Below are 26831 nucleotides of genomic sequence, written 5' to 3' on the forward strand. Positions count from 1 at the left end.
CGACATCCCACTCACACGCGGCACCGCACACACCGCCCTCCCCCGCTACCGCTACGACGCCACCCTCTACAAAACCGGCATCACCCCCCACCCCCTCACCCACACCCCCCACCAACCCTGGGACCAGGACATCGACACCCTCGCTGAGCGGCTGCGCAACGAGCGGCCCGAGCAGCTCCGGGTGACGAGCGTCCCCAACACACGCATCGCCGACGATCTCGCCGTCCAGAAGGCCCTGGAGGCCGGCGCACCTCCGGCCGCCCCGCATACGGCGAACGTCGACCTGGAGGCGTTCCACCACCTCGGCGAGGAACTGGGATACTGGACCGCGATCACGTGGAGCAGCCACGACGCCGGCGCCGTCGAGATCACGTACGTCAACCGCCGAGTGCTGGGCGACGCCGCTCCCATCGGCACCTACGCACCGGCGGGTGGCGCCGACGCCGGCACCCCCCTCTCCACCTGGGTCATCAACCCGGCCACCCACCGCGGCACCGCCGCCCTCCTCACCGCCCTCCGCGAACACACCCGCCAACACCTCCCCGACTACATGCAGCCCACCGCCATCGTCCCTCTCGATCGCCTGCCGCTGACCGCCAACGGCAAGCTCGACCGAGCCGCCCTGGTGGCCCTCGACCCCGAGCGCGCCGACATCGGCCGCGCTCCCGGCACTCCGCAGGAGCAGGTCGTCTGCGAGCTGTTCGCGGAGACCCTCGGCCGAAGTGTGGTCGGCGTGGACGAGGACTTCTTCGAGCTGGGTGGACACTCACTACTGGCCACTCGGCTGATCGCCCGACTGCGCAGCGCGTTCGGCGTCGAGCTGGGGCTGCGGAGCCTGTTCGAGGCGCCCACCCCGGGGAAGATCGCGGCACGGCTGGATGTGGACGATCCGGACGGCTCGTACGAGGTGGTGCTGCCGCTGCGCACCCGGGGCAGCCGGCCGCCGTTGTTCTGCATCCACCCCGGGGGCGGTATCAGCTGGTCCTACAGCGCTCTGATCAAGCACCTCGACCCGCAGTACCCGCTCTACGGCATCCAGGCGCGCAGCCTGGCCCGCCCGGAGCCCCGGCCGGACAGCATCGAGGAGATGGCGGTGGACTACGCCGACCAGATCCAGTCGGTGCAGCCGCACGGTCCGTACCATCTGGCCGGCTGGTCGTTCGGCGGGCTGTGCGCCCACGCGGTGGCCGCTGAGTTCCAGCGGCGCGGTGAGCGGGTGGCGCTGGTCGCCGTGCTCGATGTCATCCCGAACTGGCAAGGGCTGACGCATGCCGACGTTCCTGCCCCCGACGACCGGGTGATGCTCCTGTACCACGTCGGCCTGGTCGACGACGGCAGCCATCGCGACAGCGGCGAGGAGATGACCTTCGCCACGGCGCGGGAGATCCTGCGCCGTCAGGGAAGCGTCCTGGCAAATCTGGAGGAGGACCGGCTTGCGACGATCACCGAGATCTCGGCGAACAACACGCACCTGACCGTCGATTACCAGCCTGGACCGATCGATGGCGACCTGGTGCTGATCGCCTGCTCGGAACAGCAGGACCCGCCCGTCACCGCCGAGGCCTGGCAGCCCCACATCCGCGGCACGGTCGAGGCCCATGTGGTGTCCGGTGAGCATGGAACCATGCTCACCCGCCCGGGCACGCTGGCCCAGATCGGTCAGATCCTGTCGGCCAAGCTCCACGACATCGCCGGTGACGAGTGACGCCCGCCGGCCGCACTTGAGGTTCCTTCCACTCACTGTCTGCGAGGACTGATTTCGATGTTGACCGACGTGCTCTCTGTCGACCTGGACAAAACGTTGGAGGCCGTTGAGGGCTGGCTCAGCGGCTACATCCGGCAACCGCACAGCGAACTCGGGCGATCCGGTCCGGTGTGCCCGTTCGTCGCCCCGGCCCAGGACGCCGACGCACTGGAGATCAGAGTCAGACTCGTCGGACTCACCCCGAGCCAGGCGCTCATCGACGAGATCGTCCGCTGCGGTCTCGACGAGTTCAGCGAGGTCGGCTGGAAGGCGGGCAATCCGAACCTTCGCTCACTCCTCCTCGTACTGCCGGACCTGCCGCCCGAGCACCTGCACCTGCTGGACGCCGCGCACAGCGCGCTGAAGCCCGAGAGCGTGCGCCGCGGGCTGATGCTCGGGCAGTTCCACGAGAAGTGCCGTGAGAAGGCGGCCCGCAACCCGGCATTCGAGGTCAGTTGGGCCCCGGTGCCGATGGTGGCGATCCGCTCGATGGCCATCCACGACGTGCTGTTCCTGGCCGATCGCAGAGACTGGTTCGAGGAGTATGCACGCCGTTTCGGGATCCGCTACCGGAATTCGGCACACGGCGTCGACCCGCTCTTGACCAAGGTGTACGAGCACGCCTCCGCCGTCCACGGTCTGCGGGGCTGAGCGGATGGGCAACGCATCACAGCTGACGGGGTGGCGGCGATGACCGGCGTCGTCGTGTACCGGGGCATGAATCGGGCCACGCTGGACCGGCAGTACTCGCCGAGCTCCCGCGTGCGCAGTCTGCCGGCCTATCTGGACGAGTACCGGCGGCTGAGCGAAGCTGCCCGCCACGACCATCCAGTGCTCACCGGTCTCGCCTACGGACCGCATCCCGCCGAGACGCTCGACTACTTTCCCGGCACGAGCACGAGCACGAGTACGGGTACGGGTACGGGTACGGGTACGGGACGCCCGCCCCTGCTGGTCTTCGTGCACGGCGGGAACTGGCAGGCGCTCGGCCGGGCCGATTCGGCCTTCCCGGCACCGCCACTGCTCGCGGCGGGCGCGGCGGTCGCCGTGGTCGAGTACGGGCTGGCGCCTGATGTCGGGCTCGACACGATGGCGGGGATGGTGCGCCGCAGCGTGGACTGGCTGCTGCGGCACGCGGACGGACTCGGATTCGCCCCGGACCGCCTCCACCTGTGCGGGACCTCGGCCGGCGCCCAGCTGGCCGCGATGGCGCTGCTGCCTGATCCGTTCGACGGCCCGGACGTGTCCGGCCGGATCGCCGGAGCGGTCCTGCTGAGCGGCATCTACGACCTCGAACCCGTCCGGCTGTCCTACGTCAATGAGGCGCTGCGCCTGGACGAGGCCGCGGCGCTGCGCAACAGCCCGCTGCTTCTGCTGCCGGCGCGGCCGGCCAAGGTCGTGGTCGCCCGCGGCGGCAACGAGACCGAGGAGTACATCCGGCAGCACGAACGGATGGTGGGGGCGCTGCGGCCCCGGACAGCGGTGACGGAGGTCGTCGCGGACCGGCGCAATCACTTCGACCTTCCCTACGACCTGGGGGTCCGCACGTCACGGCTCGGGAGCGCCGTCCTCGCGCAGATGGGACTGGAAGGGAGCACGACATGACCGCCGAGCAGAGCGCCGGCACCGGGTGCCCGTTCACCGGCGGCGCACCAGCGCACCCGAAGGACGCCACGGTGGCCGCGCCGACGGTTCAGCCGTCGGACGCGTCACCTCCGGGCAGCACCGCATACGCGCACTACGCGCAGATGGATGCGTTGCTTGCGCTGCAGCATCCGCTCAGCACGGCGGACACCGAGCCGGGCTTCATCATCATGAGCCAGGTCAAGGAGCTGCTGTTCAAGCTGCTGCACACAGAATTCAGCACGTCGCGTGACCAGTTGCGCAAGGACCAGCTCGACGACGCGCTGTGGACACTGCGCCGATCGGCCCGGGTGCAGCAGGTCCTTCTGGTGTCCTGGGAGACGTTCTCCGTACTGTCGCCCGTGGAGTTCGCCGAGTTCCGGGACGTCCTCGGTTCCGCGTCCGGTTTCCAGTCGGCCGGCTACCGGCGGTTGGAGTTCCTGCTCGGCAACAAGAACCCGGGGATGGTGGAGCCGCACCGCGGCTCGGTCACCTACCACGAGGTGCTGAATCAACTGCACGAGCCGAGTCTGTACGACGAGGCGCTCGCGCTGCTGGCCCGCCGTGGGCTGCTGGCTGGGGACGACGTCCCGGCCCGTGACGCCGCGCAGCCGTATCGGGCCGGCGAGGAGGTCGAGGCGGCCTGGCGGGCGGTGTACCAGGATCCGATCCGTCACCGTGACCTGCATCTGCTCGCCGAGGCACTCATGGACACCGCTGACCAGTTCGCCCGCTGGCGCTACACCCACCTGGTGACCGTGCAACGGATGCTGGGCGCCAAACCGGGCACCGGCGGCACCGACGGCGTGTCCTGGCTGGCCCGGATCAGCGAGCACCGCTTCTTCCCGGAACTGTGGGCGGTGCGCTCGACGCTCTGACCGACGCGCGGCATCAGGCGTTCGGCACCCGCGAGCGGCACAGCGAAGGATCCCGCAGGACACGACCTGCCCAGCCACAACCTGCCCAGCCACACGACAGACAAGGAGCAGCAATGGAAGGCGGCATCCCTCGCGCGGCGGCCGAGGAGCTGGACGCGGCCGATCCCCTGGCCGCGTTTCGTGAGCGGTTCGTCATCGCCGACCCGGAGCTGATCTATCTGGACGGCAACTCGCTGGGCAGAATGCCCACGGCCACCCCGGACCACCTGCGCGCGGTGGTGGAGCAGGGCTGGGGCGAGGGGCTGGTGCGTTCCTGGCAGGACTGGATCGACTGGGGCAGCCGGCTCGGTGACCGTCTCGCCGAGCACGTGCTCGGGGCCCGCTCCGGTGAGGTGGTGGTCTCCGACTCCACGTCGGTCAACCTGTACAAGCTGGCCGGCGCCGCGCTGGAGGCCGCGCCGGGGCGCGGTACCGTCCTGATGGACGCCGAAGACTTCCCGACCAACCGGTACGTCCTGCAGGGCCTGGCCGCGCAGCGCGGGCTGCGCCTGCACCATGTCCCCTCCGACCTCGACGGCGGCATCGACCTCGACCGGTTGCGCTCCGCCCTGGACCAGGACGTCGCGCTGGTGGTGCTCTCGCTGGTGTCGTACCGCAGCGGCGCGCTGCTGGACATGGCGAGGGTGAACGAGCTGGCCCGCTCGGTCGGCACCCGGGTCCTGTGGGACCTGTCGCACGCGGCCGGAGCCGTTCCCGTGGAACTGGCGGCGACCGGCGCGGAGCTCGCCGTCGGCTGCACGTACAAGTACCTCAACGGCGGACCGGGCTCACCCGCCTACCTCTATGTGCGACGTGAGGTACAGACCCAGCTACGGCAGCCGATCTGGGGCTGGTTCGGACAGCGGGATCAGTTCCGGATGGGCCCCTCCTACGACCCCGTACCCGGCATCGAGCGGTTCTTGGTGAGCACACCACCGCTGCTGTCGCTGGCGGCAATCGACCCGGGTCTCACCCTTGTCGAGCAGGCCGGTGTGGCTCAGATCCGGGCCAAGGGCCTGCTCCTGAGCCAGCTGGTCGCCGATCTGGCAGCTGCCTGGCTGACCCCGCTGGGATTCAGACCGGCCTCACCTACCGCGGCGGAGCAGCGCGGTTCACATGTGTCGCTGCACCACCCGGACGCCTGGCGGATCTGCCAGACGCTCGCTGCGGACGCGAAGGTCATCAGCGACTACCGGACCCCGGACCGGCTGCGGCTCGGACCGTCCCCGCTCTACACCCGGTACACCGAGATCTGGGACGCGATGGACCGCCTCCGCGAGGTCGCCGAACGGCGGACCTATCTGTCCCGGCCTGCCGGTCTGGCCCGAGTGACATGACATCCCGGTCGATGCCCAGCGCCTCGCCCCCGAACCCCTCCACCTCATCCGATACGGAGTAGCCATGTCAGACCCGTCCCCGCTCACCACCGATGGTCTGGTCCAGATCCTCTTCGGTTCGTCGGCCTTCCAGATGCTCAACGCCGGCCGCAACCTGGGCCTGTTCCCGCTCCTCCACCAGAAGCCGGGGCTGACGGCGCAGGAGATCGGGGAAGAGCTCGGTCTGGCGGACCGCCCGACCCAGATCCTGCTCCTGGGCACCACCGCGCTGCAGCTGACGACCCGCCAGGACGACCTCTACCGCAACGCCGATGTCCTGAGCGGCATGTTCGCGGACGGAACGTGGGACATCATCGAGGACCTCATCGAGTACGAGGAGCGGATCGTGCGCCCCGCCGAAGTCGACTTCACGGACTCACTGCGCGCCAATACCAACATCGGCCTGCGGCGGGTCAAGGGAACCGGCACCGACCTGTACCACCGGCTGTCGGCCGATCCGGACCTGGAGCAGCTGTTCTACCGCTGCATGCGGTCCTGGTCCCGGCTGTCGAACCCCATCCTGCTCGAGAAGGCCGACCTGACCGGAGTGCGCCGGGTACTCGACGTCGGCGGCGGCGACGGTGTGAACGCCATCGCCCTCGCACAGGCGAATCCGGGGGTCGAGTTCACCGTCCTCGACCTGCCGGGGACCGTGGAGATCGCCCGCCGCAAGGTAGCCGAGCACGGCCTGAGCGACCGGATCTCCGTACGCGAGGCCGACATCTTCGCCGACGCCTACCCCGCAGGGCACGACTGCGTGTTGTTCGCCAACCAGCTGGTGATCTGGTCGCCGGAGCAGAACGTGCGCCTGCTGGGCAAGGCCTACGCGGCCCTGCCGGACGGCGGACGGGTGCTGGTGTTCAACGCCATGTCCGACGACAGCGGCGACGGACCCCTGTACGCGGCGCTCGACAACGTCTACTTCGCGACCCTGCCCGCCGCGAGCAGCACCATCTATCGCTGGGGCCAGTACGAGGAGTGGTTCGCCGCGGCCGGATTCGCGAAGGCCGAGCGGCTCCCAGGCGGCCGGTGGACCCCGCACGGCGTGATCAGCGCGGTCAAGTGACGCCCCAGCGAGAACCGGAGCCGACCATGTCCCTCACTACCCACGGCACCTCGTCGACCGGCGGGGGCGCGACGTGCCCCGTCGGCCCGCACATGATGGACCCGGACCTGCTCGCGGACCCGTTCAGCGGGTACGGGCGGATGCGCGAGCAGAGCCCGGTGGTCCGCGGCCGGTTCGTCGACGGCACCCCGGTGTGGTTCGTGACCCGCTTCGACGACGTCCGCGCCGTGCTGCGCGACCCCCGATTCCTCAACACGCCCTCCCACGTTCCGGGCGAGGGCGGCACGGATCCACGCGAGAGCATGATGGACCTGCTCAACGTCCCCGAACATCTGCGGGCCTATCTGCTCGGCTCCATCCTGGACAGCGACCCGCCGGACCACCCCAGACTGCGGCGCCTGGTCACCCGGGCTTTCGCGGCTCGCCGCATCCTCGACCTGCGGCCGGACATCGAGCGGATCGCCGACCGGCTGCTCGCCGAGCTCCCGGACCATGAACAGGACGGTGCGGTCGACTTCCTGGAGCATTTCGCGTATCCACTGTCGATCACCGTGATCTGTGAGCTGGTCGGCATCCCGACGATCGATCTCGAACGGTGGCGGGTGTGGGGAGGCGATCTGGTGTCGATGCGGCCCGAACGGCTGCAGCACTCGTTCCCGGTCATGATCGACTACTGCCATGCACTGATCGAGCAGCGCCGCGCCGCGCTGGGGGACGATCTGCTGAGCGCGCTGATCCGGGCCCAGGACGACGACGGCAGCCGGCTCAGCGACATCGAGATGGTCACCATGATCGTGACCCTGGTGCTGGCCGGGCACGAGACGAGCGCGCATCTGATCGGCAACGGCACCGCGGCACTGCTCACCCACCGCGACCAGCTCGAGCAACTGCGCAAGGACCCGTCGCTGATTCCGCGCGCGGTCCACGAGCTGATGCGCTGGTGCGGTTCGGTGCAGGTGGCACGGCTGCGCTACGCCGCCGAGGAGCTGGAGATCTCCGGGACGCGCATTGCTCGTGGCGACGCGGTCCAACTGGTGCTGGTGTCCGCCAACTTCGACCCGCGCCAGTACCCGGACCCGGACCGGCTGGACGTCACGCGCCACCAGGACGGACAGGCCGAGAACCACGTGGGGTTCGGTCACGGTATCCACTACTGCCTGGGTGCCACGCTGGCCCGGCAGGAGGGCGAGGCGGCCTTCGCCAAGCTGCTGGAGCACTACCCTGATCTGGCGCCGGCCGACGGTGACGCGGGGTGGGACCGCGCGCTGCTCCCCGGCAGCTGGCGGCTGAACTCGCTGCGCCTTCGGCTGCGGGCCTGAGCCGGCCGGTCGCGGGGTGAGGGGGCCGACCGGTGCCGGGCGACCCCATCACTCCGCTGTCCCGCTCAGTTGGCGGACGGCTCGTCCGCCACGGCGATGGCCCGTACAGGACACGACAGGGCGGCCTCCGCCGCCTGCCGCCGCGTCGCTACCTCAGTACCTCCGGGTACGAGCCGGGAGTACCCGTCGTCATCCTGGGTGAACAGGTCAGGCGCCGTCAGGACGCACTGCCCCGAGCCGATACACGTATTGTGGTCAATGCCGATCAGCATGAGCGTGACTCTCCGGTGGTGGGCAGTCAAAGGTCCTTCAGTGATCCAGCCCGTGCGCGGCGGCGCGGTCGAGCGCCGCGACTATCCAGTCCTCGAAGTCCCGTTCAGCCTTGGACGCGGCCTCGCGCCAGAGCTCCACGCGGTCACCGGAGGCGCTGATCCGGGGGATGTGGTCACGTTGGGGTGTGGCCGCCCGGTTGCCCTGACGGCTCTCGCGCAGGGTGGCTCTGAGCTGATTCCTGGACCAACTGTGCTGCTCCGCCCGGTCGAGCCACACATCCGCCTCCGCGGGCGGGAGGGAAGCGACCTCGGCATGGTGGCCGAAGCTGAGAGCCTCGCGCCGTCGCCCGAGCTCGAAATGCCGCGCCACCCAGGCGTAGTTGCGCAGTGTCTGGTAGTCGAGGCCGGCAGCCTCCGCGCCGGCCTGGTAGCGGTCGGCGTACTGTTCCTGGCCGTACACCAACCAGTCCCCCAGGCACCAGGCGGAGGAGTCGGCGATCTGGAAGATGCGCTGTCCGGCCTTCTCCCAGCGGTCGTAAGTGAGTCTGGCTGGGAGCTGCAGGCCGACCCGGGTGGTCAGGATGCGCTCCGGTCCGGCGTTCCGGGGGCGCACTGTCCTACCACCCGTGGTGTGCCTGGCCGTTGATGGCATGATCCGCTGGTTTTCCTTGGTGATGTGCTCCATGTGGTGCTCCCCTGGAATTGAGGCACTGCCAAATCTCGTACCAGTCGTATGCGGCCGGGGGTCGTGATATGTAGCGGCCCAAAAAACCGTAGGTCAACCTTCAAGAATCAGTCAACAATCATTTCCGGTCGGCATATGACCGATCCGGTTGCGTTCCTGGGCTCCCAGCGATCAAGACCGTCCTAAAATCGCCTATAGGTGAGCGCGATAGGAGTCAGCCGCCCGGGGCGGGGGGTACTGCTGCCTTCACGCCTCCACGCGGCGGCGCAGCACCCCGCCCGCCCGGACCGTCCGCCCGTCCGTCCGTCCGTCCGTCAAGGAGCTGACGAGGTGGGGCGGTTGGAGCCGGCCGAGGTGGACAGGACCGCCGCGTCGATGCCGTCGAGGATCAGGTCCAGGCCCACCCGGAAGGCCTCCTTGGCCTCATGGTCCAGATAGGGCGCGGTGTCGCCGCTCCCTTCCTCGACGGCGACGGGGGCGGCGCCCGACTCCAAGGCCGCCACGGCCGGAAAGCGCTGGGCGAAGTCCGGAGCAGCCTCCATGAGCAGCGCGGACCGGACGGACCACCACTCCTCGTCGGACACGCCGGTCGCCGGCCCCGCCTGCTGAAGCTCCGCTGCGACCCGGGCCATCCCGCGAACGAACTGGAAGAGCACGGAGATGACACGACGGACCTTCAACGGCTCCAGCCCGATCCCGTCGAGGATCCGCACCACCGTCTCCAACTGCGTGTACTCGCCGGGGCCGAGTACGGGCCTGGCCTGGGAGACCTGCAGGACCCACGGGTGGCGCAGGTAGAACGCCCAGACGTCGTCGGCCCAGGAGACGACCGCGGGGCGCCATCCACCGCCGGTCTCGTACGCGGTGGGCAGCTCGGCCAGCACACGGTCGTGCATGAGGTCGATCAGTTCGTTCTTGCTCGGCACATAGGTGTAGAGCGCCATCGCGCTCCGCCCGAGCCACACGCCCACCGCCCGCATCGACAGGTCGGCCATGCCCTGCTCGTCGGCCACGGCGATACCCGCCGCCACGATCGTGTCGACGTCGAGACCGGGCTTGGGCCCGGGCGCCGTCCTGGCCTCCTTGGAACCGGCCGTGCGCCAGAGCAGGGCCATCGAACGGCGAGCGTCGCCCTGTCCGGAAAAAACAACCACCTTGCAACTCCTTACCGCATAAAGTAACCTCTTCCACGCATCTCTTTACAGCGTAAAGATATCACGTCGGCACGGGCTGCCCCGGGATGGCCGACGTCCATGGAAGGTTTCCAATGGCAGAACTCCCTGTATCTCTCATCCAGGTCACCGACATCACCCGCGTCACACCGCACATGGCCCGCGTGACCTTCGACGCCGACCAGCTCGACGCCTCCGTCGGCCGGACACCGGACCAGCAGGTGAAGCTCTGCTTCCCCCTCCCCGGCCAGCGGGTGCCCATCCTCCCGGAAGAGGGAGGAGACGCCACGAGCTGGTACTACGCGTTTCTGGCCATTCCGGAGGACGAACGTCCGACGATGCGCAGCTTCACCGTCCGCCGTCGCGTACCGGGCACCAACACGATCGAGATCGACTTCGTCCTCCACGGCGAGACCGGCCCCGCGACCCGCTGGGCCGCCTCCGCCCAGCCGGGCGATCAGCTCGGCATGGTCGGCCCCTCGGCCGTCTACGCGCTGCCGGTCTCGATCGACGACTCGATCGCGAACTCCGACTGGCTCCTGCTGATCGGTGACGAGACCGCCCTGCCCGCGATCGGCACCCTGCTGGAGGCGCTGCCCGAGGGAGCCCGCGCCCATGCCTACATCGAAGTCGCCGACCACACCGAGCGCCAGAGCTTCGAGACCAACGGCGACGTCAGCGTCAACTGGGTGTTCCGCAACGGAACCGCCGCCGGACAGAGCGACGTCCTGTTCGACACCGTAGGCAAGGCCGAGTTCGCCCCGGGCCGCCCCTTCGTCTGGCTGGCCGGCGAGTCGGGCACCGTCCGGGCACTCCGCCGTCACCTCGTTGACGATCGCGGACTGGACAAGCGGTCGATCGCCTTCAGCGGCTACTGGCGGTTCAAGCTGACCCAGGACGACGCGCCGACCGAGCAGGACATGGCCGAGGCGCAGGAGCGGCTGGCCGAGGCGACCGCGGAATGAGCCACAGCGAGGAGTACACGGTCGGGCCCTTACGTGGTCCGAGCCAGGAGCCGTCCGCACACGAGGGAGATCCCATGATCACCGTGCGAGGTCTTGCCCGGCAGTTCGCCCTGCGGGGGCGAACCGTCGACGCGGTCAAGGGCATTGACTTCGATGTGGCCGCAGGCGAACTCGTCGGGTTCCTCGGGCCCAACGGAGCAGGCAAGACCACGACCCTGCGGATGCTGACCACGCTGCTGCGCCCCACCGGCGGGACCGCGACCGTGGGCGGCTGCGATCTGCTGACGGACCCTCAGGGAGTGCGCCGCAGGATCGGCTATGTGGCCCAGGGCGGCTCCACCTGGCCGGAGTCCCGGGTCGGCGAGGAGATCGAGCTGCAAGCCCGGCTGTACGGACTGTCGCGATCGGAGGCCAGACGCCGCGGAGCACTGCTGGCCGAGCAACTCGACCTCGCCGGCTTGGACCAACGTCCAGCCAAGACGCTCTCCGGAGGCCAGCGGCGGCGGCTCGACATCGCCCTGGGCCTGGTGCACGAACCGGCCCTCGTCTTCCTGGACGAGCCCACCACCGGACTGGATCCGCAGAGCCGGGCCAACCTCTGGGACCACGTCCGCCGGATGCGCGCCGAGCAGGGCATGACCGTCTTCCTCACCACCCACTACCTCGACGAGGCCGACGCCCTGTGCGACCGGATCCTCGTGACCGACCACGGAACGATCGTCGCGCAGGGCACCCCGGACGAACTCAAGGCCCGCGTAGCCGGCGACACGATCACCATCGAGGTGTCCGACCGGCCCACCGAGGCCGCCGACGCCGCCCAGCAGCTGCCGGGCGCCCACGAAGTCACCATCACCGACGACACCGTGCGGCTCCGGGTCCCGCACGGCGACGCCGCCCTGCCCGAACTGCTGCGCGTTCTGGACCGGCAGGGCATCACCATGACCTCGGTCAAGGTCAACCGCCCCACCCTCGACGACGTGTTCCTCAGCCTGACCGGTCGCTGTCTGCGCGACGACGAGGCCGCACCACCGGCCCTGGAGGCCACCCATGCTGCATGACACCGGACTCATCTTCACCAGGGACATGAAACTGTCGCTGCGCAATCCCACCTGGCTCCTCATCGGAATCATGCAGCCGCTGCTGTACCTGTTCCTCTTCGGGCCACTCATGGTGACCGTGGTCCGCAACACCCCCGGCTTCCCCTCCGACGACGCCTGGACGGTCCTCACGCCGGCGCTCATCGTGCAGACGGCGTTGTTCAGCGGCTCGTTCGCCGGAGTCGGACTGCTCACCGAGTACCGGGTCGGCGTGGTCGACCGCTTCCGGGGCACCCCGGCCAGCCGGTCCGCCCTGCTGTTCGGCAAGGTACTGGCCCAAGCCGCCCAGGCCACAGCACAGTCCGCCCTGATCGTGGTCGTCACCCTGCTGGTCTTCGACCTGAACGCCCCCGTCTCCGGCATGCTGCTGAGCCTGCTGATCGCCGCGGTGCTGGCCATCACGCTCTCCTCGGGGTCGTACGCGCTCGCGCTGATCCTCAAGAGCGAGGCCGCGTTTCCCTCGCTGATGAACATGGTGCTGCTGCCGCTCCTGCTGCTGTCCGGCGTGCTGCTGCCGGTCACCAGGGAACTGGCCCCCGCCTGGCTCTACAACCTGGCGCGGATCAATCCCCTGACCCACATCGTCGATGCCGAACGTGCAGCGTTCCGAGGTGACCTGCAGGCGACTGGGCTGCTCACCGGTTGCCTGATCCTGTTGCTCATGACCGTGTTGGCGCTGGTCTGGGGCACCCGCACGTTCCAAAAGGAGAACGCCTGACGAACCGTCGGCCGGGCGGGCCGCGGACCGACCCGCCCGGCCGATGACACCCCCTCCCCCGACCACCACCCGAGGTTCCCTCCGGAGCCTCACCCGTACCACCCCGAGGAGCGCATGTGAGTACCGAGGCCATCAAGGTGACCGGTGCGAGGGAGAACAACCTCAAGAACGTCTCGGTAGCGATCCCGAAGAACCAACTGACGGTCTTCACCGGTGTCTCCGGCTCGGGCAAGTCCTCCCTGGTGTTCGACACCATCGCGGCCGAGGCACAGCGCCAGCTCAACGAGACCTTCACCAGCTTCGTCCGCAACTTCCTGCCCGACCAGGGCCGCCCGGACATGGACGCCATCGAGAACATCTCCGCCGCGATCGTCATCGGCCAGAATCGCCTCGGCGGCAACCCGCGCTCCACCGTGGGCACCATCACCGACACCCACCCGCTGCTCCGACTGCTGTTCTCCCGTGCGGGAGAGCCGACCGGCCTTCCGCCGAGCGCCTTCTCCTTCAACAACCCCGCAGGCATGTGCCCGGTCTGCGAAGGCCTGGGCACGATCGTCGAGCTCGACCTCGACGCCTTCGTCGACCGCACCAAGTCCCTCAACCAAGGCGCCCTGCTGCACCCGGACTTCTCCCCTGACAGCTGGTACTGGCTGAGCTACGTGGAGTCCGGCCTCTTCAACGGCGACACCCCGCTGGCCGACTTCACCGATCACGAGTGGCAGCACCTGCTGCACGGCGAGACACCGCACAAAATCCGTCTCAATTGGCAGGGCAACACCCTGAACGTCAAGTACGAAGGCATCGCCGACAAGTTCACCAGGCTGTACATCAAGAAGGAGGACATGTCGGAGCGCGGCCGCCAGGTGTTCCAGCGGTTCACCCGCTCGGCTGCCTGCACCGCCTGCGACGGCACGCGCCTCGCCCCCGCCGTTCGCGCCACCCGCATCGCCGGCCACCACATCGCGGACCTCACCGCGATGGAGACCGAACATCTCGCGGCGGTCCTGGCGGCATGGGACCTGCCCCACGTGAAGCCCGTCCTGAACGACCTGACCTCCCGCCTCCGCCACCTGGTCGACATCGGTCTCGGCTATCTGAGCCTGGACCGGGAGACCCGCACGCTGTCGGGCGGGGAGTCGCAGCGCATCAAGATGGTCCGTCATCTGTCCAGCAGCCTGACCGGAATGATGTACGTCTTCGACGAACCCAGCGTCGGCCTGCACGCCCGGGACGTCCACCGGCTCAAGGAACTCCTGGTCAAACTACGGGACAAGGGCAACACCGTGCTGGTGGTCGAGCACGACCCCGACATCATGGCCATCGCCGACCATGTGGTGGACATGGGACCCCAGGCCGGAACGCTGGGCGGCGAAGTCGTCTTCGAGGGGACCTTCGCCGGCCTCGCCGACGCTGACACCCTCACCGGCCGCCACCTCCGGCACGCTCTTCCCCTGCGGTCCGAGCCCCGGCAGCCCACCGGGACCCTCACTGTCCGCAACGCGAGCGGCCACAACCTCAAGGACGTCACGGTCGACTTTCCCACCGGCGTCCTGACCGTGGTCACCGGCGTGGCCGGGTCGGGAAAGAGCTCACTGGTCAATGACGAGTTCCTGAGCCGGTATCCGGATGCCATCGTCATCGACCAGTCCGCGGTGACGGGCAGCCGGCGGTCCAACACGGCCACCTACACGGGGCTGCTGGACACCATCCGCAAGTTGTTCGCCAAGGCCAACGGCGTCAGTGCCTCCCTGTTCAGCGCCAACTCCAAAGGCGCCTGTGAGAACTGTCAGGGGCTCGGCATGCTCTACACCGACCTGGCGTTCATGGAGACGCTGAAGTCCGTCTGCGAGGTCTGCCAGGGCCGCCGCTTCTCCGACGACGTCCTCGGCTACCGGCTGCGCGGCCGGTCGATCAGCGACGTACTGGAGATGACAGCGGCCGAGGCGGCGGAGTTCTTCACGGAACCCAAGCTCCGCCAGGTCCTGCACGCGCTGACCGAGGTGGGCCTGGACTACCTCCGCCTCGGCCAGCCGCTCAGCACCCTGTCCGGCGGCGAGTGCCAACGTCTCAAGCTCGCGGCCGACCTGCACCGGGTCGGCAGCGTCTACGTCCTGGACGAGCCCACCACCGGTCTGCACATGTCCGACACCCAGCGACTCCTCGGCATCATCGAGCGCCTCGTCGACCAGGGCAACACCGTGATCGTCATCGAGCACAACATCGACGTCATCAAAAGTGCCGACCGGATCATCGACCTGGGCCCCGAAGGAGGCAGCGGCGGCGGCCGGATCCTGTTCGAAGGAACGCCCTCGGACCTCCTGAAGGCCGAGAACTCCCATACCGCCGAATTTCTTCGCCGGGACCTCGCGGGCACATGACGTGTCCGCACGCCGCCACACGGCGACTCCCCTGGCGGCTACGCCCGGGGAGTAGCCGTTTCCTCGGCCGGCACGGCCACTCCTACGACGCCTGACGCCCCCGCGAAGCGGGCTGCACTCCCCCGATCGGCTCGGCTCCCCTCTTCGGCCGCCCGTTCTCGCGATGGCTGATTCCCACTCAGCGACGACTCGCTCACTCCTGGTTGTTTGGCGGACGCCTAATCGAATGACCGCACAAGTGTCCACACATCGCGTTCTGTCATGTTTTGGTTACTGACGGCCCGTTCAAGGCAATGCCATGCCGACGACGACCGGACGAAACCGCAGCGGTGCGCGCAGCGCCCCGCCCGACACCAGGAGTGCCGTGAACCCGATCCTGTTCATCTACGCCAAGGGCGGACCGCCTCTGGAATACGCCCTCCCGAAGATCGCCGCACACGGCGACGTGCATGTACTGGCGCTCGCACCACTGCCGCAGTCCACCGAGATGGCGTGGCAGCCCTGGTGTGCCTCGGTCACCCGCGTGCAGCCGCAGGAGGGTGCGGAGTTGGTGAACCTGATCTGCGCCCACGCCACTCGCGTCGAGGCCGCCGCCGTGCTGACACTCTCGGAATACGCGGTGGTGGCCGTCGCGCACGCCTGCCTGCAGCTCGGTCTGGCCGGTGCGGGCGAGCAGGTGCTGGCCGCCCGGGACAAGCGGCTGATGCGGCAGATCTGGCACGACGCCGGGGTTCCCGTTCCGGGCTTCGCCGAGATCCACTCGTCCGGCGACATCGCCCTCGCCTTCGAATCGCTGAAGCCGCCGCTGCTCCTCAAGGCGGCGTGGAGCGCGGGCTCCACAGCTCACCTCACGGTGCGGAACGAACAGGAGGCGGAGCGCGGCTGGCGGATCGGACGCTCCGTCATGGAGGCGTCGTCCGAGGAGGGTTACGCGGAACTGCACTCAGCGGACGAGGGCGTGAGCGACTTCCTCCTCGAAGAGATCGTCATCGGAGACGCGACCGACTGGTTCGACGGACCCGGCTGGGGGGACTACGTCAGCGTGGAGGGAATCGTCGCCGACGGTACCTACCACCCTTTGTGCATCACCGGACGCATGCCGACCATCCCGCCCTTCACCGAACGCGCCAGCATCACCCCGGCCGCACTGCCCGAGGCGCTGCAACGTCGCATCGAGGACGTGTCCCGAGCCGCGGTCGACGCGCTCGGACTCGGCACCTGCGCCACGCACACCGAGATCAAGCTCGGTGCGGACGGCGCGATGTGGCTGATCGAGACCGCGGCCCGGTTCGGCGGCGTGATGACCACCTGCCAGGTGGAGACCGTTTTCAGCCTGGACATGATCGGCATGCTGGTGCGCCAGTTGCTCGGTGAGAAGGTCGTATACCCGTCGCGGATGCTGACCGAGGGCTCGGGCGCCGCGGGCTCGCTGGTCATCCTCGCCGCCGACACCGCGGGCGAGCCGTGGCAGCACCTTCCGCGCTGGGACTTCACCGCGGTGGACTGGTCCTCCCTGCTCAGTGGCGGGTCCCGGATCGAGCTCGTCCGCGAGCTCAGTCTCCCGCCCGGCACGGTCATGCCTGCCTACGAGGAGGCCGGAGGAGCCAACTCCATGGCCGCCCTGTGCTTTGTCGCAGCCGATTCCGGCCCCGCACTGCTCGCCGACTGCGGACGCATCGTCGAATCCCTTCCCCACGAGCTCGCCGCCACCTGTCCGACCTCGCGGAGTACCTCATGACGAACTCCGGCACTCCCGTGCCCGGGACGGGCGCACCGACCACGGCTCACCAGGGAGCAGTCGTGGGCAGTGTGCTCACCCTGCCCCTGTTCGAGCAGCTGTGCGGCGTCCTCGGCGGCCACCCTTACGTCAAGGTCGTCGTGGACCGGCAACAGGGTGTGTGGCACATCCTCGACAGCGCCGTGCACTCCTTCCACGTCAACTACATCGCCACCGAGATCCAGGCGCTGACCCTGGAGGAACTCGACTCCGAGCTCGACAGTTTCAACCACAGCGTCTACCAGGACCCGGAGCGCCGGTTCCTGCTCGGTGTCCTGTCCCTGCACTTCGGCGGGCCCGAGGACCAGTCACAGCCGTTCCTGGTGCTGGAGACGACCGAGGCCGACACCATGGGCGCGACGCTGCTCACCGAGTTCTACTCCTTCGTCCGCGAGCAGCTCGACAGCGCGCTGGCGCTGCTGATCAAGCCGGCCAACCACGGCCAGGCGAACGCTCTCACCTCCGTGCCCGAGACCGTGCTGCCGCGCACCCAGGGCCACGAGCTCTTCGCGGCCGCCCCCTTCGTACCGCTCACCCTCGGCTCGGCCGTCGGCCGGCTGCGGGCCTTCACCTCCACCGAGGAGTACCTCGCCGCCCGCCCCGGACTCACGTGGTACGACATCGTCGCCATGCCGGTGGTCCCGGACGACATCCCGCGGCTCGCCGGCCTGATCAACGGCTCGCCCACGACCCCCCTGTCGCACACCAACATGCTGGCGGCCGGCTGGGGCATCCCCAACGCCATCGTGCGCGGTGTCCTGGACCGGATCGCCGCCGAGGACCTCGACGGCGCCTGGATCCGCTACGAGGTGCTGGCCGACACCGCTGTCGTCGAACGCGCCGAGCAGCCGTCCGACCTCAACGAACCGACGTGGCACACCCAGCGCATCAGGCTCGACGCCCCCCAGGTCGCCGACGTCCCCATCGTGCCGCTGAGTGAACTCCGCTCCCACGACCGGCGCAGCTACGGCACCAAGGCGGCCAACCTCGGCGAGCTGCACCATGTGCTGCGCCACGGCTCGGCCCGGCTGACCGGCTACTACTCCGTACCGCGCCCGCCCAGGCCCGACCTGCTCGGCCACCTGGCGGGCCGCCTGCAGACGCCCGAGCACGCCGATCTGGCCGAGGCCGCCGGTGCGTTCCTGGCCCGGCGCGTCAGCGCACCGGAGGGGATAGCCGTCCCCTTCGCCGTCCAGCAGCGATTTCTGGACTCCTCGCCTGCGGTGCAGCAGAGCATCGGCAAGCTGAAGATGGCCCTGGAACTGGATGCCATGGACGCCGTGGACACCGCCTGCGTCCAGTTGCAGCACCTGGTGCGCACCCTGCCGGTGCCCGAGGACCTGGTCAGCGCGCTCGACACGCATCTGGTCAAGCACCTGGCTGGAACGAGCCGCTTCGCTGTGCGCTCCTCCTCCAACGCCGAAGACCTGCCGGGCTTTTCCGCCGCGGGCATCTACGAGTCGCACACCAAGGTCACCGATCTCCCCGGACTCCTGGACGCCATCCGCCACGTGTGGGCGTCCCTGCTGTCCCCCCGTAGCGTGCGGCTGCGCCACCAGGCAGGCATCTCCCTCGACGACACGTACATGGGCGTGATCGTCCAGCGGTACGAGGCATCCCCGCTCGGAGGCGTGATGGTCACCTGCAACCCGACCAACAGGGCCGACTTCCGCAACGTCTACCTGAACTGCGCGCACGGCTCCACCTCCGACATCGTCGACGGCACCACGCTGCCCCTGCAGTACCTCTACAACACCGTGGAGGGCGGCGGCCGTACCATCTCGCTCGGTGCGGCCTCCGAGGACCTGGACCCGCACACGCAGGACCACCTCGGCGAGCTCGCGCTGGCCGGCCGCCTGCTCCAGTCCCACTTCGCCACCGACTACACCTTCGCGGTGCCGCTCGACATCGAATGGCTCCTCGCACCCGGTGGCCGGCTCCACATCCTCCAGCTGAGGCCCTACAGCGCCTGACACCGCCCGGCAGGCCCCACCACCACAGGACTTCCGGTGTGGTGGGGCCCGTCCCCCGTGGTCGCCCGCGCACTCTCGGGGAAGCCGGCCCCTCGCACCGTCCCGCTCATCGACGAAGGTCACCCATGCCTGTTTCCCTGCTCGCGCGTGCGAAGCGCCGCGCCCCCCTGCGCAAGAACGTCCTGCGCGTGATCCGCCTGAACAACGGCTTCCAACTGCTGTTCAACCTGCTGTGGTGGATGCCGGTCTTCTACGAGTACCAGAGGCAGGCGGGGCTGTCGGACAGCCAGATCTTCGGCATCCAGAGCATCTACTACGTGGCGTTCTGCCTGCTGGAAATACCCACCGGTCTCCTCGCGGACCGCATCGGACAGCGACGCTGCCTGCAACTGGGAGCGGCGGTGATGACCGCCGCCAACCTGGTCCCGGTGGCCTGGCCCTCCTTCTCGGGCTTCCTGCTGCACTTTCTGGCCATCGCCGCCGCCCGGTCCCTGGTGTCCGGAGCCTCCAGCGCCTACCTGTACGAGTACCTGCACGCCAACGGTGCCGGCGAGCACTACGTCCAGGCGGAGGGCACCGCGAGGTCCCTCGGACTGTGGGCGAAAATCGCCTGCTGGCCGCTGGTCGGCGTCCTGATGCACCTCCAGCACCAAGCCCCCTACCTGCTGACAGCCGCCTGCACACTCGGTTCGCTGGCCTGCGCCGGCGCACTCCCCGCCCTCGCCGCGGACCACGAGGCACAGCGCCCGCACGCTGAGCGCGCCGGCCTCCTCAGCTCCGCCCGCCAGGCACTGACCTTGCTCAAGAACTCGCGATCTCTGGGACCCTTGATGGTGCAGGGCGTCGCCATCTTCACGCTGGCCCGCATCTGCCAGGTCAACCTCTTCCAGCCGCTACTCCTCGACAAGGCCATTCCGGTCGCCGACCACGGCGCGGTGCTGTCCGCCATGACCGTGGCCGAGGCCGTCGGTTCGGCACGGCCGGGCTGGGTCCGCGGCAAGCTGTCGGACACGGTCATCGTCACCGTCCTGAGCCTCGTGATGGCCCTGTCCCTGGCCGCCACCACCATGGCCGGGGCCATGGCCACCGTCGGATGGCTGTGTGTCTTCGCGGCGGCGACCGGTCTCGCCTACCCGGTCCAGCGGAACCTGATCAACGCGGCGATCCCGCAGACCCCTTACCGCGCAACGCTCCTGTCGTTGGAGTCCATCATCGACCGCGGGGTGTGCGCTCTGGTCGCGCTGGCCGTCGGCGCCTACCTCGCGGCCGACCGCCTCGACGCCCTCCTGGTGCACGCGGCCGTGGGAACGTGCCTGCTGCTTCTGGTCGTCAGCGTCGTCCTGTGGCTCGTCCGTCGTGACCGGGTCCGTCCAGCTCCCGAGGAGGCCTGAGACCTGGTCAATGCCGGGAGAGGGCGTCGGCGGCCCGCGGCGGCCAGGCGGTGGCGTCGAGAATGCCCAGAGCGTAGGCGCGAGCCACCATCGCCGGACGGGAAGCGGCGTCCAGCACACCGCGCAGTCGCCGCAGATGGTAGTCCAGCGCTTGCCGCGACAGTCCGAGGTCGGAGGCTATGACCGTGTTCGGGCGGCCGCCGGCCATCAACGTGAGCACGCGCAACTGCACCGGACTCAGACGCGGCCTTCCGCGGAACTCGGCGCTCAGCGCGGTCAGAACGGCTGCGATGTGGTCGGGCGCTCCTTGCCTCCTGACCACCGCCAGGTCGGTCCGCAGCACCCTGTTGCCGCCGGAGGCCGTACGGCAGACCACCGAGCCGCTGTACCGGGAGGTCCGTCCCGCGACGAGGTCCGCCCATACGCGCCGCACCGTGCCGTCATCGAGACCACCGTCCAGATGCTCGGCGGCCCAGCTTCCCTCCAGGGCGCTGCGGCCGCTCCCCAGCAGTTGGGCGGCGCCGCCACTGACTCTCCGCACCCGGCCGCTCAGGTCCAGTGTCACGACGGCGAGCCCCGTACGCTCCCGCAACGCGTGCAGTTCCTCGTCGGCGACGGTCTTGTCCTCCAGGACCCGGGTGTGGTCGGTGAGGTCGACATAGATGCCGCCCACACGCGGACCGCAGCCGACGTCGAGCACGAAGCGGTGCCCGGTCACCTGGCGGGGTAACCCGTCGGGATGCCGGAAGGAAAGGGTATGACGGACGGGCCTGCCGGACAGGAGCACCTCGCGGTCGAGCGCGCGGAACATGGCCGCGTCGGCGGGTGTGTCGATCTCCTCGACGGCCCTCCCGACGACATCGTCGGGCTCCCTGCAGTAAAGGTGCGCGTAGGCGGCGTTGACCCACAAATACCGGCCCTGCCCGTCCCGGATGAACGCCGGCGCCGGCGCGAACACGGCAATCGCCTCGAACCACCGCGCAAATTCCGAACGGTCCTGCTGCACCGGCGGCTTCCGGGCCGACGCCTCCCAATTGCCGGGCTCCCGCAGGGCCCGCCCGTCATCCGCTTCTGCGTACATACCCAACTCCCCCATTCTTCATCGGATCCCGTGGTCATCGGCTGGTAATCGGCGCCGGCGTATCGAGTGCAGCGGCCCATCGTCGAACGTGCCTAGTTCCCCACCACACAGACCATGATCGACGATCAGCCCCCTGACGGGCCAGCGCCGGCGATGCACGATTCGTCAGCTCGGCACACCACCCCGTCGACGTGCCGGTGTCGAGCGCACCTGGTGAAGTACGCTCGACACCGGCATCGCGCCTCTCCAGCAGTCCACGCCTCTGCTTCAGATGAGATCTCATGAGCGATACACCTCTCGGATCGGTTGACGCTACGCGCGAAAATTACCTTCCTGGCAAGCTCCACGGCTTTCCAGCGGCCCTTGGAGGTCCCTTCTCAGCCAGGCTTCCTGGCGCCCGGTGAGAACGGTTCCGATAGTGAACTGATAGCGAGGGCACGGGTATCCCGAACTCTGGTGGGTGGACACGCAGGACCTACGTTGGGAGCTTGTAGGGACGGAATGGATCCCAGCAATGCAGTCAGGCGCACCACGGCCGGAGGACGGGCGGTTCGATGGCCCGAAGGACCCGGGCTCGCGACGAAGATGGGTGCGGTGCAGGCGGGTAGCAGCGTGGCTTGGTCGCCGTTGAGGTGACCGCGTGGAAAAGGACGAACGGCGCTGGCCGAGCTGCGCAGCTCGCTGCCGGCTGTCCGTGCCCTGTCGGGCAGTGCCGAGGCGGTACAACCGTCGGTGGTACCCGCACTGTTGACGAGCAGCCCCTGTCCCGCGCGATCACCCGGCTCGAGCGACAAGCTCGGGGTCACGCTGTTGGAGCGCACCAGCCGCAAGGTCACCCTCACCGAAGCGGGAGCGGTGCTGCTCTCCGAGGGGCGCGCCATCCTCAGCGCGGTAGCCGCGGCGGAGCGGCGTACCCAGCAGGCCGCGCAACCGCGACCCAGCCTCGTCCTCGCCGTCAAATCCGGCGCCGCCGGCGACCCGAGTCCGCCGGCACCGACCTGAGCCGGGATCTCGCCGCCGTACCGGTCATGGACGCTCCGCCGGTGACAACGGTGATCGCTTGGCCGTCACAGAGCCGACTTCGCGCAGTCGCCGACCTGATCCGCGTAGCAACACGCCTCTGACCGGGGTGGGCCCGGGGGCCGAGGTCGCGTGTTGCCTGCCGCTCAGGCCCGCGTTGTCGTAGCGTCACAACCATGACGACCTGGAAAGAGTTCACCGAGGGCGCGCCGCGGATCGCCGGCATCTTCACCCGCCGTCATGCCGCCACAGGCAACCTGTGCCTCCTTGCCACTCTCCGCTCGGACGGATTCCCGCGGATCAGTCCGATCGAACCGAGAGTGTTCGAAGACCAGCTGTGGATCGTGGGCATGCCGGACACCACCAAATTCCGGGACCTGGGCCGCGACCCGCGCTTCTGCCTGCACACGGCAACGGTCGACGCCGAGGTCAAGGACGGTGACGCGAAGTTGTGGGGCGTCGTCGTCGACGTCCAGGACAAGGCGCTGCATCAGCGGTTCGCCACCGACCTGTTCGAAGACACCGGACTCGATCTCCGGGGGCGCGACTTCGACCACTTCTACGCGGCCGATGTGACCGCCGCGTCAGCGGTAGAGGTCGGCGGCGGCCACATGGACGTCACGATCTGGAAGCCGGGCACGCCGGAGCGCGTCGTACGGAAGCACTGACCTCGCTCCGGCGCCTCCCGGTCTGGTCGGTCTAGTCGGCCCGATCGGCCTGACAGGTCACGACAGGATCTCGATGTACCCGTCGGTTCCGTGCACGCGGATCCGCTGCCCGTCCTTGATCAGCCGGGTGGCCTGCTCCACGCCGACGATGGCCGGCAAGCCGTACTCACGGGCGATCACGGCGCCATGGGTCATCAGGCCACCCACCTCCGTCACCAGGCCCGCGATGCCGACGAACAGCGGCGACCAGCTGGGGTCCGTGAAGGCGGTGACCAGGATGTCGCCCGCTTCGAGATCGGCCTCCGCCATGTCAAGGATGACGCGGGCCCGTCCCTCAATAGTCCCAGCGGAAACCGGCAGGCCGATCAGGGCGCCGGCCGGCGCGTCGTCACGTCGGTACGCCCCGGTGACGGCCTCACCGTCCGAGGTGAGCACCCGGGGCGGTGTGAGCGCGTGATACGAGCGGAACGCGTCCTTGCGCTCCTGGATGAACTGGTCATCCACCTGGTGAGAGCGCACGACGTCGTGAAACTCCTGGAACGTGAGGTAGAAGATGTCCTCCTTGGCAGGGAGCACGTCAGCCTGCACAAGACGCTCGGCCTCCGCCAGCAGGGCCTGCTTGTAGACGAAGTAGCGGCTGATGATGCCGTACTTCGGGTACTCCCGGTACCCGATGAAGGTTCGGACCCGGTCGATCATCCGCTTGGTCTCGTCGGCTTTCCGGTCGCCGTCCGGCAGGGCCCGCAGGCGTGACAGGACGTCCTGCTCCTTCTTCAGCGCCTTCTGCCGCCCTTCCTCGAAACGCCGCTCGGCGGCGCCCGGCTCGAAGATCCTGACGTTGTCGAGGATCACGGGCACGAGCGTGGTGGGGCGCTCGCGCCAACGTGGCCTCGTGATGTCGATCTCGCCGACGCAGCGCATGCCGTACCGGTCGAGGTAGGCCTCGATGGCGTCACGCGCCTCGGTCCCGCCCGCGACCTTCGCCAGCTCGTCCAGGAAGCCCTCGTCCTCGACGCCCTGCAGGAACGTCACCACCTCCGGATACGGGCGGATCACGTCCGCCACGTCGAGCAGCGCCAGTCCCATCTCCGACGTGACGTTGTCGGGGGCGGACAGCGTGAGCGTGTCAGCCGCGTTCTTCTCGCCCAGCCACTCCTGCAGCTTGTCGTTGAGCCACCAGGTGGACTCCATCCCCGCCATGATCACCTGCAGGCTCAATGGGTCGCTGAGGACTCGCTTGTGCTCCTCGAAGGCCTCCAGCAGGAAGTCGAACAGCGCCTGTCCGGTCTTCGTCCGGATGGCGCGCTCCAGGGCGGCGATGGACAGCCGGCTGCGCTCGATCAGCTCGGTGACGATGGCCGGATCGGTCTCGATCGGGGCGGGCGGGCTGCCGGCCTGCGGGCCGCCGGGACCTGCGTCCGGGAGCGACGGGACGAAGCCGTCGCGGTCGAGAACGGTCTCCAGAGCGTCCCTGACCAGCGGATCGCCCTTCCCCATGATGTCCAGGAGGCCGGCGCGGCTCGCGGGCGAGGCCAGGCGCCGGGTGACGTCGACGAACAGCCTCCCGCCGGCCTCGTGCATCGGCACCATGGCCGTCAGCTGCCACATGGAGAACCCCAGGGGCTTCATGGGGTCGGTCATCATCTGCTGGTGACCGACGGAGACGTAGACGTGATTCTCCTGGTCGCCCGACTCGGGGATGGGGAACAGCGTCGTGATCGGCCGGCTCTGAACGATCTGGAAGCCGTCGTCGACCAGACACCATTCGATGTCCTGCGGGCGGCCGAAGTGCGCTTCGATCCGCCGCCCGAGCAGCACGACCTGCGCATCCGTCAGCGCCGGCTGCTCCTGCCGCTGCGAGTCGATCGCCACTTCCTGCGTGCCGCCGGCGGGCAGGGCGTAAATGGCACGCTGTTTGGCGCCGATCGCCTTGGCGATGACTTCGCCGTGTCGCACCGTGTAGACGTCCGGGTTCACCAGGCCGGAGACCAGGGCCTCGCCGAGGCCGAAGCCGGCGTCCACGGTGGCGACCTTCCGGTTGCCCGTGACGGGGTCGGCGGTGAACAGGATACCGGCCGCATGCGGGAAGGCCATCTGCTGCACGACCACGGCCATGTGGACCGTACGGTGGTCGATGCCGTTGCGCCGGCGGTAGGTCACGGCCCGTTCGGTGAACAGCGAGGCCCAGCACCTGCTGACGTGCTGAAGGATCGCCGTCGGCCCCACGATGTTCAGGTACGTGTCCTGCTGGCCGGCGAAGGACGCTGTCGGCAGGTCCTCCGCCGTCGCGCTGGACCGGACGGCGTAGGCGGCCTGCTCGCCGAGCCGGGCGAGCGAGCGGGTGATCGCCGCCGCGAGATCACCCGGGATGGCAATCCCTTCGATGGTCCGACGGATCTGCGCGCTGAGGGTGCGGATCGCCTCCCGGTCGTCCGGGTTCACACGCGACAACTGGTCGAGCTGGTCGTCGATCGACAGCGCTTCCGCCATGATCCGCCGGAACGCGTCCGTGGTCACGCAGAAGCCACCCGGCACGCGGATGCCTTCGATCCGCGACAGCCCGCCCAGGTGCGCGCCCTTGCCACCGACGACCGCGACCTGGGTCTCGTCGACCTCTTGAAGGTCCAATACGTACTGCTCAGTCATGGCGTTACCTCCGAGGCAGCCGTGTTCCGTTGCACTGCGGCGGCCGATCGAATCACCGGTGCCTCCAACTCTGTCGCGCCTCTTGGCGACAACAACACACGCACGTGGTGCTCCTCTTTCCGCAGGTTGTGGCCTCGGCCGACGATTCTGCGGCACCACCGGGGTCTTGCCGCAAGCCCCCCGGTGCGCTATAAGTTGAGAGTGGCAAGGAGAGAGTTCTCCTTGCCTTTGCCTTTTGCCGTCCCATGGAACCGTCGTCCAGAGCTTGGTCAGGGGTGGTCGCCGGCCTGCCCCCCTCCTCGTACTCGGGAGCTTCGGGGGACGGTTGCCTACTGAGACGAACGGGACATCGATCCTTGTGAGATCCGGTGTCCATTCTGCGTAGGTTTCATCGTCGAGGGGGTGCTCCCGCGACGTGTCGAGCGAATTCACACCCTTTGCAAGAGGACACGTCCTTGGCCCGCCCTGCGGTGACCGCCTCCAAGTCCTGTTCGTTCCGGGCCCTCTCGCACGCGATGCAGGTCAGCATCCGGCCGCCGGAGAAAGCGGTGCCGACGGACTCGTAGGCGTGGTCCATTGCCGCGACCACGAATCCGCGGCCGGCGAGTTCCTCGGCGAGGCCGGTGAGGGTGAAGCGCGAGACGCCGAACCCTGGGGAGAGCACCACCAGGGGATGACGGCGGCGGTCGGGCCAGGCGCCGACGCGGCCGTTGGTGGCCGTGGCGCTCAAGGTCTCGGCGGGGAAGGCACCATCCAAACCGAAGCTCTTCAGGAACAGCCCGGCCTCGCGCACGGTCGCGTACGGTGCCGGTGTTCCGGTGCCGGTGTTCCGGTGCCGGTGTTCCGGTGCCGGTGTTCCGGTGCCGGTGTTCCGGTGCCGGTGTTCCGGTGCCGGTGTTCCGGTGCCGGTGTTCCGGTGCCGGTGTTCCGGTGCCGGTGTTCC

22 protein-coding genes are annotated in these 26831 nt (G+C 68.8%); 16 read left to right on the forward strand and 6 right to left on the reverse strand.

What is annotated here, in order from left to right; all coding sequences use genetic code 11:
• The 7 genes from O3W51_RS25845 to O3W51_RS25875 form a co-directional block, all read left to right on the forward strand.
• On the forward strand, positions 1-1705 hold a 1705-nt coding region (locus O3W51_RS25845; RefSeq protein ID WP_269287431.1), incomplete at its 5' end, for an alpha/beta fold hydrolase.
• Positions 1706-1762: 57 nt separating this feature from the next.
• On the forward strand, positions 1763-2395 hold the full coding sequence (locus tag O3W51_RS25850) for a DUF6875 domain-containing protein (protein ID WP_138352451.1): 633 nt from the start codon (positions 1763-1765) through the stop codon (positions 2393-2395).
• A 39-nt stretch (positions 2396-2434) separates the two neighbouring features.
• Entirely contained in the window at positions 2435-3349 is a 915-nt protein-coding gene (locus tag O3W51_RS25855; RefSeq protein WP_269287432.1) for an alpha/beta hydrolase, read from the forward strand.
• Positions 3346-4245 carry a tryptophan 2,3-dioxygenase gene (locus tag O3W51_RS25860; RefSeq protein ID WP_138352449.1) on the forward strand — a complete coding sequence of 300 codons (900 nt, stop codon included), beginning with the start codon at positions 3346-3348 and terminating at the stop codon, positions 4243-4245. The genes O3W51_RS25855 and O3W51_RS25860 overlap by 4 nt, the downstream gene beginning before the upstream one ends.
• Before the next feature lie 113 nt (positions 4246-4358).
• Positions 4359-5621, forward strand: a complete 1263-nt coding sequence (gene kynU / locus O3W51_RS25865) for a kynureninase (RefSeq protein WP_138352448.1) — start codon at positions 4359-4361, stop codon at positions 5619-5621.
• A 64-nt stretch (positions 5622-5685) separates the two neighbouring features.
• Positions 5686-6726, forward strand: a complete 1041-nt coding sequence (locus O3W51_RS25870) for a methyltransferase (protein ID WP_138352447.1) — start codon at positions 5686-5688, stop codon at positions 6724-6726.
• A gap of 26 nt (positions 6727-6752) precedes the next feature.
• Positions 6753-8045 carry a cytochrome P450 family protein gene (locus O3W51_RS25875; RefSeq protein ID WP_232485275.1) on the forward strand — a complete coding sequence of 431 codons (1293 nt, stop codon included), beginning with the start codon at positions 6753-6755 and terminating at the stop codon, positions 8043-8045.
• 65 nt (positions 8046-8110) lie between these two features.
• On the opposite strand, the gene O3W51_RS25880 is transcribed toward O3W51_RS25875, so the two are convergent.
• From O3W51_RS25880 to O3W51_RS25890, 3 genes are all read right to left on the reverse strand, one after another.
• Complete coding sequence (locus tag O3W51_RS25880; protein ID WP_138352446.1) at positions 8111-8317, reverse strand: ferredoxin; 207 nt, start codon at positions 8315-8317, stop codon at positions 8111-8113.
• A 37-nt stretch (positions 8318-8354) separates the two neighbouring features.
• On the reverse strand, positions 8355-9002 hold the full coding sequence (locus O3W51_RS25885; RefSeq protein ID WP_232485274.1) for an LmbU family transcriptional regulator: 648 nt from the start codon (positions 9000-9002) through the stop codon (positions 8355-8357).
• 314 nt (positions 9003-9316) lie between these two features.
• Positions 9317-10156: a TetR/AcrR family transcriptional regulator gene (locus O3W51_RS25890; RefSeq protein ID WP_138352445.1), complete on the reverse strand. Its 840-nt coding sequence runs from the start codon at positions 10154-10156 to the stop codon at positions 9317-9319.
• A gap of 113 nt (positions 10157-10269) precedes the next feature.
• Between O3W51_RS25890 and O3W51_RS25895 the strand changes: the two genes are divergently transcribed.
• The 7 genes from O3W51_RS25895 to O3W51_RS25925 all read left to right on the forward strand — a co-directional run bounded on the left by O3W51_RS25895 (position 10270) and on the right by O3W51_RS25925 (position 20473).
• Positions 10270-11139 (forward strand): siderophore-interacting protein, encoded by an 870-nt coding sequence (locus tag O3W51_RS25895; protein ID WP_138352444.1) that lies wholly within the window; start codon positions 10270-10272, stop codon positions 11137-11139.
• Between the two features lie 74 nt (positions 11140-11213).
• Positions 11214-12197: an ATP-binding cassette domain-containing protein gene (locus tag O3W51_RS25900; protein WP_164606459.1), complete on the forward strand. Its 984-nt coding sequence runs from the start codon at positions 11214-11216 to the stop codon at positions 12195-12197.
• Positions 12187-12954 (forward strand): ABC transporter permease, encoded by a 768-nt coding sequence (locus O3W51_RS25905; protein ID WP_138352442.1) that lies wholly within the window; start codon positions 12187-12189, stop codon positions 12952-12954. Before O3W51_RS25900 ends, O3W51_RS25905 begins: the two co-directional genes overlap by 11 nt.
• Before the next feature lie 116 nt (positions 12955-13070).
• The gene (locus O3W51_RS25910) at positions 13071-15332 is read left to right on the forward strand and encodes an ATP-binding cassette domain-containing protein (RefSeq protein WP_138352441.1); all 2262 of its coding nucleotides are present in this window, start codon (positions 13071-13073) and stop codon (positions 15330-15332) included.
• 364 nt (positions 15333-15696) lie between these two features.
• On the forward strand, positions 15697-17070 hold the full coding sequence (locus tag O3W51_RS25915) for an ATP-grasp domain-containing protein (RefSeq protein ID WP_269287433.1): 1374 nt from the start codon (positions 15697-15699) through the stop codon (positions 17068-17070).
• A 62-nt stretch (positions 17071-17132) separates the two neighbouring features.
• Entirely contained in the window at positions 17133-19082 is a 1950-nt protein-coding gene (locus tag O3W51_RS25920) for a PEP/pyruvate-binding domain-containing protein (RefSeq protein WP_307811437.1), read from the forward strand.
• A 125-nt stretch (positions 19083-19207) separates the two neighbouring features.
• Positions 19208-20473 carry an MFS transporter gene (locus tag O3W51_RS25925; RefSeq protein WP_138352439.1) on the forward strand — a complete coding sequence of 422 codons (1266 nt, stop codon included), beginning with the start codon at positions 19208-19210 and terminating at the stop codon, positions 20471-20473.
• 7 nt (positions 20474-20480) lie between these two features.
• Here the strand turns inward: O3W51_RS25925 and O3W51_RS25930 are convergent, their stop codons facing one another.
• A complete protein-coding gene (locus O3W51_RS25930; protein ID WP_187144704.1) occupies positions 20481-21554 on the reverse strand; it encodes a PAS domain-containing protein in 1074 nt (357 codons plus the stop codon).
• A gap of 810 nt (positions 21555-22364) precedes the next feature.
• Between O3W51_RS25930 and O3W51_RS48930 the strand changes: the two genes are divergently transcribed.
• Together O3W51_RS48930 and O3W51_RS25940 are read left to right on the forward strand one after the other, a co-directional pair.
• Complete coding sequence (locus tag O3W51_RS48930; protein WP_381588688.1) at positions 22365-22556, forward strand: hypothetical protein; 192 nt, start codon at positions 22365-22367, stop codon at positions 22554-22556.
• 194 nt (positions 22557-22750) lie between these two features.
• Positions 22751-23242 (forward strand): pyridoxamine 5'-phosphate oxidase family protein, encoded by a 492-nt coding sequence (locus tag O3W51_RS25940; protein WP_138352437.1) that lies wholly within the window; start codon positions 22751-22753, stop codon positions 23240-23242.
• A gap of 57 nt (positions 23243-23299) precedes the next feature.
• On the opposite strand, the gene rph is transcribed toward O3W51_RS25940, so the two are convergent.
• Both rph and O3W51_RS48515 read right to left on the reverse strand, forming a co-directional pair.
• On the reverse strand, positions 23300-25888 hold the full coding sequence (gene rph, locus O3W51_RS25945; RefSeq protein ID WP_269287434.1) for a rifamycin-inactivating phosphotransferase: 2589 nt from the start codon (positions 25886-25888) through the stop codon (positions 23300-23302).
• 388 nt (positions 25889-26276) lie between these two features.
• Positions 26277-26831, reverse strand: a 555-nt coding sequence (locus O3W51_RS48515; protein WP_443048337.1) for an alpha/beta hydrolase, incomplete at its 5' end; no start/stop codon positions are given.

Source organism: Streptomyces sp. H39-C1, from assembly GCF_027158125.1.
GTDB lineage: Bacteria > Actinomycetota > Actinomycetes > Streptomycetales > Streptomycetaceae > Actinacidiphila > Actinacidiphila fildesensis.

Excerpts from the sequence above, each read along its gene's own strand:
- O3W51_RS25850 (WP_138352451.1), top strand. The coding sequence starts at position 1,763 with ATGTTGACCGACGTGCTCTCTGTCGACCTGGACAAAACGTTGGAGGCC.
- O3W51_RS25855 (WP_269287432.1), top strand. The coding sequence starts at position 2,435 with ATGACCGGCGTCGTCGTGTACCGGGGCATGAATCGGGCCACGCTGGAC.
- O3W51_RS25860 (WP_138352449.1), top strand. The coding sequence starts at position 3,346 with ATGACCGCCGAGCAGAGCGCCGGCACCGGGTGCCCGTTCACCGGCGGC.
- kynU (WP_138352448.1), top strand. The coding sequence starts at position 4,359 with ATGGAAGGCGGCATCCCTCGCGCGGCGGCCGAGGAGCTGGACGCGGCC.
- O3W51_RS25870 (WP_138352447.1), top strand. The coding sequence starts at position 5,686 with ATGTCAGACCCGTCCCCGCTCACCACCGATGGTCTGGTCCAGATCCTC.
- O3W51_RS25875 (WP_232485275.1), top strand. The coding sequence starts at position 6,753 with ATGTCCCTCACTACCCACGGCACCTCGTCGACCGGCGGGGGCGCGACG.
- O3W51_RS25880 (WP_138352446.1), bottom strand. The coding sequence starts at position 8,317 with ATGCTGATCGGCATTGACCACAATACGTGTATCGGCTCGGGGCAGTGC.
- O3W51_RS25885 (WP_232485274.1), bottom strand. The coding sequence starts at position 9,002 with ATGGAGCACATCACCAAGGAAAACCAGCGGATCATGCCATCAACGGCC.
- O3W51_RS25895 (WP_138352444.1), top strand. The coding sequence starts at position 10,270 with ATGGCAGAACTCCCTGTATCTCTCATCCAGGTCACCGACATCACCCGC.
- O3W51_RS25900 (WP_164606459.1), top strand. The coding sequence starts at position 11,214 with ATGATCACCGTGCGAGGTCTTGCCCGGCAGTTCGCCCTGCGGGGGCGA.
- O3W51_RS25905 (WP_138352442.1), top strand. The coding sequence starts at position 12,187 with ATGCTGCATGACACCGGACTCATCTTCACCAGGGACATGAAACTGTCG.
- O3W51_RS25925 (WP_138352439.1), top strand. The coding sequence starts at position 19,208 with ATGCCTGTTTCCCTGCTCGCGCGTGCGAAGCGCCGCGCCCCCCTGCGC.
- O3W51_RS25930 (WP_187144704.1), bottom strand. The coding sequence starts at position 21,554 with ATGTACGCAGAAGCGGATGACGGGCGGGCCCTGCGGGAGCCCGGCAAT.
- O3W51_RS25940 (WP_138352437.1), top strand. The coding sequence starts at position 22,751 with ATGACGACCTGGAAAGAGTTCACCGAGGGCGCGCCGCGGATCGCCGGC.
- rph (WP_269287434.1), bottom strand. The coding sequence starts at position 25,888 with ATGACTGAGCAGTACGTATTGGACCTTCAAGAGGTCGACGAGACCCAG.